This window comes from Sphingomonas sanguinis (genome assembly GCF_001476905.1).
GTDB classification, from domain to species: Bacteria; Pseudomonadota; Alphaproteobacteria; order Sphingomonadales; family Sphingomonadaceae; genus Sphingomonas; species Sphingomonas sanguinis_B.
Window position 1 is genome coordinate 1 of record NZ_LDTE01000129.1, and the last position, 6,500, is coordinate 6,500.

The 6,500-nt window shown below is 67.1% G+C and carries 6 protein-coding genes; all 6 read left to right on the top strand.

Annotation, left to right across the window (positions count from 1 at the left end; genetic code table 11):
- A partial coding sequence (locus SB4_RS16875) for a dihydrofolate reductase (RefSeq protein WP_058753507.1) occupies positions 1–347 on the top strand: 347 nt, incomplete at its 5' end.
- A 121-nt stretch (positions 348–468) separates the two neighbouring features.
- The gene (locus SB4_RS16880; RefSeq protein WP_193753863.1) at positions 469–1,503 is read left to right on the top strand and encodes a GGDEF domain-containing protein; all 1,035 of its coding nucleotides are present in this window, start codon (positions 469–471) and stop codon (positions 1,501–1,503) included.
- 33 nt (positions 1,504–1,536) lie between these two features.
- The gene (locus SB4_RS16885) at positions 1,537–2,475 is read left to right on the top strand and encodes a bifunctional riboflavin kinase/FAD synthetase (protein WP_058753509.1); all 939 of its coding nucleotides are present in this window, start codon (positions 1,537–1,539) and stop codon (positions 2,473–2,475) included.
- A gap of 35 nt (positions 2,476–2,510) precedes the next feature.
- Positions 2,511–5,342: an isoleucine--tRNA ligase gene (gene ileS / locus SB4_RS16890; RefSeq protein ID WP_058753510.1), complete on the top strand. Its 2,832-nt coding sequence runs from the start codon at positions 2,511–2,513 to the stop codon at positions 5,340–5,342.
- Complete coding sequence (lspA, locus tag SB4_RS16895) at positions 5,335–5,841, top strand: signal peptidase II (protein WP_058753511.1); 507 nt, start codon at positions 5,335–5,337, stop codon at positions 5,839–5,841. The genes ileS and lspA overlap by 8 nt, the downstream gene beginning before the upstream one ends.
- Positions 5,834–6,247, top strand: coding sequence for a DUF3035 domain-containing protein (locus tag SB4_RS16900; RefSeq protein ID WP_058716219.1), 414 nt, complete (start codon positions 5,834–5,836; stop codon positions 6,245–6,247). Before lspA ends, SB4_RS16900 begins: the two co-directional genes overlap by 8 nt.
- Positions 6,248–6,500: the final 253 nt, after the last annotated feature.

Consider the following 6,500-nt stretch of genomic DNA (forward strand, 5'->3'; position numbering starts at 1 on the left):
CCGCGCCGCTGCCCGGACGACGGCATATCGTGCTGACGCGCGACCGCGCTTGGCAGGCGGCGGGCGCGGAGGTGGCGCACGACGTGGCGGGGGCGCTTGCCCTGGCGGGGGAGGGCGATGTCTTCGTCATCGGCGGCGCGGAGATCTTCGACCTGTTCCGCGACCGGGCCGATCGTATCGAACTGACCGAGATCGACTGCGATGCTCAGGGCGACACCATCGTCGCGCCCTTTACTGGCTGGTGTGAAGTGGATCGGCAGTCCCATCCCGCTGTGGACGGGCGGCCGGGCTATTCATTTGTGACGTTGCGGCGCGAACAGAAGGATGATGTGGTTAAGGCCGGTTAACGGCGTTCCGAAAATTTTGCCCCGCGCCCGTCTTCATTCGCGATCCGAACGGCCTTAGGCTGGCGGCAACGACGAAATGCGGTCCGTGGCCCGCATTCATCTTGGGGATGGATCAGGCATCATGGTCATGGACTGGGACAGCGACGGGCGTAGGCGGCCGGACACCGATCTTCCCGGCCTGTTCGATGCCAGCCGCGAGGCCCTGTCGTTCCTCGACCGGCACAGCCTGCCGCGTACCACCGACAGCTATGCCCTGGCGTTGCAGGCGGTCCTGCATCCTTATGGCCCCCTGGGGCTGGAGGTGGCGCGGCGGACCGATGGCGGCGTCCGCCTGACCGACGAGGATGTGCGCAGCCTGATGCCGCTGGTCCGCCAGCATGAGATGGCCGAGCGGCATGAGGACCGCACCCGGATGGAGCGCGAACTGGGCGAGCAGGCGGAGCGGCTGGAATCGCTGACCGCCGATGCGCGCCAGATCACCGGCGGCTTCACCAGCGAGTTCGCGGCCCTGTCCCATGCGCGCAGCGGCGGCAACGACATGGGGCCCGATTCGGGCGCGGTCGCGCTGCTGCTGGAACAATTGATCGCGCGCATCGCCCGGACCGAGCGCGATCTGGAAGAGCTGGCGGGGCATGTCGCCGCGTTGCGCACGCGCATCGACTCGGTGCCGCAGAGCGACGATGTCGACCCTCTGACCGGCGTCATGAGCCGGACCGGCGCGCGCGCCCTGATCGAGGGGCTGGCCAGCGACCCGCATGGCTATGTCATCGCGACGTGCAGCGTGGACGATCTGGAGGGGATCAACGAACGTTACGGGCGGTCGGTCGCCGACAATGTCCTGCGCGCCTTTGTCGCCACGCTGCGCCAGAGTTGCGAGGGGGCAGAGATCATCCGGTGGCAGGGCAATCTGTTCGTCGTCGTGCTGCGTGGTCGTCCGCTGTCGATGGTGGCAGGCATGATGGAGGATGCGCGCAGTGCGATGCAGGCCCGGACGCTGCGCCTGCGCGGTTCGGGCGCGCCGATCGGCGTGGTCACCCTGTCGGGTGGGGTCGCGGTCGGGGTCGGCGTGGTGATGGAGCAAACCTTCCACAAGGCCGAATCGCTGCGCGCGCTGGCGGTCGAGGGGAGCGGCAACCGCGTGTTGTCGCGCGCCTAGCCAATTTGGCGCGGCCTGTTATAGCGCGCGGCCATGCAGCGTGTTGATGGCGCGGGGGCGATCCCCGCGCATCTGGCGGGCGGTATCGTCGCGCTGGGCAATTTCGACGGTTTTCATCTGGGGCATCAGGCAGTGGTCGGTGCCGCGGTGGCGCGTGCGCGGGCGGAGGGACGCCCCGCGCTGGTCGCGACCTTCGATCCGCATCCGATCCGCTATTTCAAGCCCGACGCCGCGCCCTTTCGCCTGACCACGCTCGACCAGCGCGAGCGGTTGTTTGCCGCAGCCGGGGTGGATGCGATGATCGTGTTCGGCTTCGACGCCGAACTCGCGGCCTTGTCGGCGGAGGCGTTCGTCGAGCAGCGGCTGCTGGCGGCCCTGAAGGTCGGCGGGGTGGTGACGGGCGAGGACTTCACCTTCGGCCGCGCGCGCAGCGGCAACGTCAACGCGCTGCGCGCCTGGGGGCGGGCGCGTGGCTTTTCCACCGATGCGGTCGCGCCCGTCAGGCTGGACGGCGAGACCATCTCGTCCAGCCGGATTCGCGCCGCCCTGATCGCGGGCGATGCGGAAACGGCGGCGCGGCTGCTGACCCGGCCCTATGCGATTCAGGGCGTGGTGCAGCATGGCGACAAGCTGGGCCGCACGATCGGCTATCCGACCGCCAATCTCGACATGGGCGAATATTTGCGTCCCGCCTATGGCATCTATGCGGTGCGCGGGCGGCTGGACGATGGACGCGTTCTGGACGGCGCCGCCAATCTGGGCATCCGCCCCAGCTTTGATCCGCCCAAGGAATTGCTGGAGCCGCATTTCTTTGATTTCGCGGGCGATCTTTATGGGCGAACCGTGTCGGTCGAGTTGATCGACTATCTGCGGCCCGAGGCGAAGTTCGATACGCTCGACGCACTGGTCACGCAGATGGACGCGGATTGTGCCCGGGCGCGCGAAATACTGGCGTCGCATAATCCGGCATGACGTGTTAACCTAAAGGCGCTAAGGGCCTGTCCCCTATGAGCGACGCGCCCGATTACCGCGACACCGTCTTCCTGCCGAAGACCGATTTCCCCATGAAGGCGGGACTTGCCGCCAAGGAACCGGCGATCCTGGATCGTTGGGCCAAGATGGGGCTGTACGACCGCCTCCGCCGCGAGCGTGCCGGGCGCGAGCGGTTCATCCTGCATGACGGCCCGCCTTATGCGAATGGCGACATTCACATGGGCCATGCGCTCAACAAGGTGCTGAAGGACATCATCGTCCGTTCGCAGACCCTGATGGGAAAGGACGCCCCCTATGTCCCCGGCTGGGACTGTCACGGCCTGCCGATCGAGTGGAAGGTCGAGGAGGCCTATCGCGCCAAGAAACTGAACAAGGACGAGGTGCCCGTCGCGCAGTTCCGCGCCGAGTGTCGCGCCTATGCCGATACCTGGGTGGGTACACAAAAGGCGCAGTTCGAGCGGCTGGGCGTGATGGGCGACTGGGCCAATCCGTACTTGACCATGACCTATGACGCCGAGGCGGTGATCGCGGGCGAGCTGCTGAAGTTCGCCGAATCGGGCCAGCTCTATCGCGGCGCCAAGCCGGTCATGTGGTCGCCGGTCGAAAAGACCGCGCTGGCCGAGGCCGAGGTCGAATATGAGGACATCGTCTCGACCCAGATCGATGTCGGGTTCGAGGTCGCATCCTGCCCCGAATATCCCGATCTGGTCGGCGCGCTGGCGGTCATCTGGACCACCACCCCCTGGACGATCCCGGTCAACCAGGCGCTCAGCTATGGCGAGGCGATCGACTATCTGCACTTCGAGTGCGACGGCCGCCGCTACCTCGTCGCCGAGCCGCTGCTGCCCGCCTTCACCAAGCGCACCGGCATCTCGATGAAGGGCTTTCTGGCGCTGGCCAAGGGGCCGGTGCTGGAGGGCGCGACCGCGCTCCATCCGATGCACAAGCTGGGCGGTTTCTTCGCCAAGCCCCGTCCGTTCCTGGCAGGTGAGTTCGTCACCACCGACGCTGGTACGGGTCTGGTCCATATGGCCCCCGATCACGGCGAGGACGACTTCCTGCTGTGCAAGGCGAACGGCATCGACCCGGTCTTCGCGGTGCAGGGCGACGGCACCTATCGCCCCGACTGGGCGTGGCTGGGCGGCCAGGGCAGCGTCATCAACAAGAAGTTCGTCGCCGCCGATGGTCCGATCTGTTCGGACCTGCGCGAGGTCGGCGCGCTGCTGTCCGCTTCGGACGATTTCCAGCACAGCTATCCGCATAGCTGGCGGTCGAAGGCGAAGGTCATCTTCCGTGCGACCCCGCAATGGTTCATCCCGATGGACCGCGCCGACACGACCCTGATCCCCGAAATGGCGATGGCCAATGTCGACCCGATCTCGGGCGTGACGCCGCTGCTGACCGTGCCACTGGGCAATGGCGCGACGCTGCGCCAGACCGCGCTCGACGCGATCGAGCGCACCCGCTGGGTCCCCGAGCGCAGCCGCAACCGCATCCGTTCGATGGTCGAGGGGCGGCCTGACTGGGTCATCAGCCGCCAGCGCGCCTGGGGCGTGCCGATCGCGCTCTATGTGAACCGCCAGACGGGCGAATATCTGGCCGACAAGGCGGTCAATGCCCGAATCCTTGACGCCTTCCGCGAAGGGGGCGCGGATGCCTGGTTCACCGCCGATCACCAGGCGCTGTTGGGTGCCGATTACGACCTCGCCGATTACGAGCCGGTCAACGACATCCTCGACGTGTGGTTCGACTCCGGTTCGACCCATGCCTTCGTGATCGAGGCACGGTACGGCGAGGGCACGCGCGCGAACCTGTATCTCGAAGGGTCGGACCAGCATCGCGGCTGGTTCCAGTCGTCGCTGCTCGAATCCTGCGGCACGCGCGGCCGTGCCCCCTATGACGCGGTGCTGACCCACGGCTTCGCGCTCGACGGGCAGGGCCGCAAGATGTCCAAGTCGCTGGGCAATGTCGTCGATCCGCTGAAGATCATCGGCGAGTCCGGCGCCGACATCCTGCGCATCTGGACCGCCTCGACCGATTATTTCGAGGATGTCCGCATCGGCAAGGAGGTGCTCGCCACCGCCTCGGACAGCTATCGCAAGCTGCGCAACACCTTCCGCTATCTGCTCGGCGCGCTCGACGGGTTTACGGAAGAGGAGCGCATCTCGTTCGACGCGATGCCCGAGCTGGAACGTTACGTCTTGGCGCGTCTGACCGCGCTCGACACCGAGTTGCGCCGTGCTGCCGACGCATACGAGTTCAACCGCTATCTGCGCGCGCTGACCGATTTCGCGAATGAGGACCTGTCGGCCTTCTTCTTCGATATCCGCAAGGACTCGCTCTATTGCGACGCCGCGACCGATCCGAAGCGCCGCAGCTATCGCACCGTCCTCGACATCCTGTTCCACGCTTTGGTCCGCTATGCGGCGCCGATCCTGTGCTTCACCGCCGAGGAAGTGTGGCAGTCGCGCTTCCCTTCGGAGGATGGCTCGGTTCATCTGCTCGAATGGCCGGAACTGCCGCAGCTGGGCGAGGACGAGGCGCTGATGGCACGCTGGACCGAGATTCGCGGTCTTCGTGCGCAGGTGACCGAGGCGATCGAGCCGTTGCGCCGCGAAAAGACCGTGCGTTCGTCCAACGAGGCGGAGGTGACGGTGCCGTCGCTGCCGCTCGAACCCCATGCCTTGGCCGAAGCGTTCATCGTCGCGGACGTGAAGATAGCCGATGAGGTGACGGTCGCGCGCACGACGCATCACAAGTGCGGCCGCTGCTGGCGTCACCTGCCCGACGTTTCGGCGGACGGCGAGCTGTGCGGTCGCTGTGCCGAGGTGGTCGCGCATGGCTAATCTGCCCAAGCGTGGACTGATGACGGCGCTGGCGCTGTTCCTGGTCGATCAGGTCATCAAATGGGCGGTGACCGGGCCGATGGGCCTGCGCGCGCTCGGCGACGTGCGTGAAGTCCTGCCGATCTTCAACCTGCGCTTCGTGCCCAATTACGGCATTTCGCTGGGCCTGCTGACCGCCGACAGCAACGCCTCGCGCTGGGCGCTGGTCGCGATGACCGGCGCGATCGCGCTGGCGGTGGCCTTCTGGATGACGCGCGAGCGTAATCCGGTCGACCAGGTCGCGCTCGGCTGTGTGCTGGGCGGCGCGCTGGGCAATATCCTCGACCGGGTGCGCTTCGGCTATGTCGTCGACTTCGCCGATCTGCACTTCGGCGAGTGGCGTCCCTTTTTGGTCTTCAATGTCGCTGACGCAGCGATTACGATAGGCGTTCTGGTTCTGCTGGCGCGCGCGCTTCTCGTGCGCGACCGGCCCGCTCCCGTGGAGAAGAGCAATGCGTAAGTTGGTGCCCGTCATCGCAGGTCTGTCCTGCGCCGCGTTGCTGACGGGATGTGGGGCCGGGCGTGGCCTGGACCGGGCGCGTCCCGATGAATTCGCCGTCGCGCGCCAGCCCTCGCTGATCATCCCGCCCGATTTCGCGCTGGTCCCGCCCCAGCCGGGCGCCGCGCCCGTCCAGGCACGCAGCGGCCAGCAGCAGACGCTGGACGCGCTGTTCGGTGGTCAGTCGGCGCGCAGCCAGTCGGAATATGGTCTGGTGCAGAATGCCGGGGCCGACAATGCCGATGCGGGTATCCGCTCGTCGGTCGGCGACCCCGGCACGAACGTCGTCGACAAGGGCGCGACCACCCGCGACATCGTCGCCGCCCCCGAGGGCGACGGCCAAGACGCGCGCGCGACGACCAAGTAAGCGTTCGTTTCGTCTGGAAAGGGGCCGGGGGCGGGAACGCCTGTCCGGCCCTTTTTCGTTTCCATCGCTCCCTGGCACGGGGAGGGGGACCAGCGAAGCTGGTGGAGGAGGCGTGCGGCCAATGCCGTCATTCGCGGCGCTCCCCTTCCGTCAGGGCCTCGCCCTGCCACCTCCCCTTGCAGGGGAGGAATTCAGGACGTTGGCACCGGCGCCCCGCCTTCGCCGCCCAGGCCACCGGGCGCGGGCGGCCCCA

Bases quoted from the DNA above. Each gene is read 5' to 3' on its own strand.
- SB4_RS16880 (WP_193753863.1), top strand. From the start codon at position 469: ATGGTCATGGACTGGGACAGCGACGGGCGTAGGCGGCCGGACACCGAT.
- SB4_RS16885 (WP_058753509.1), top strand. From the start codon at position 1,537: ATGCAGCGTGTTGATGGCGCGGGGGCGATCCCCGCGCATCTGGCGGGC.
- ileS (WP_058753510.1), top strand. From the start codon at position 2,511: ATGAGCGACGCGCCCGATTACCGCGACACCGTCTTCCTGCCGAAGACC.
- lspA (WP_058753511.1), top strand. From the start codon at position 5,335: ATGGCTAATCTGCCCAAGCGTGGACTGATGACGGCGCTGGCGCTGTTC.
- SB4_RS16900 (WP_058716219.1), top strand. From the start codon at position 5,834: ATGCGTAAGTTGGTGCCCGTCATCGCAGGTCTGTCCTGCGCCGCGTTG.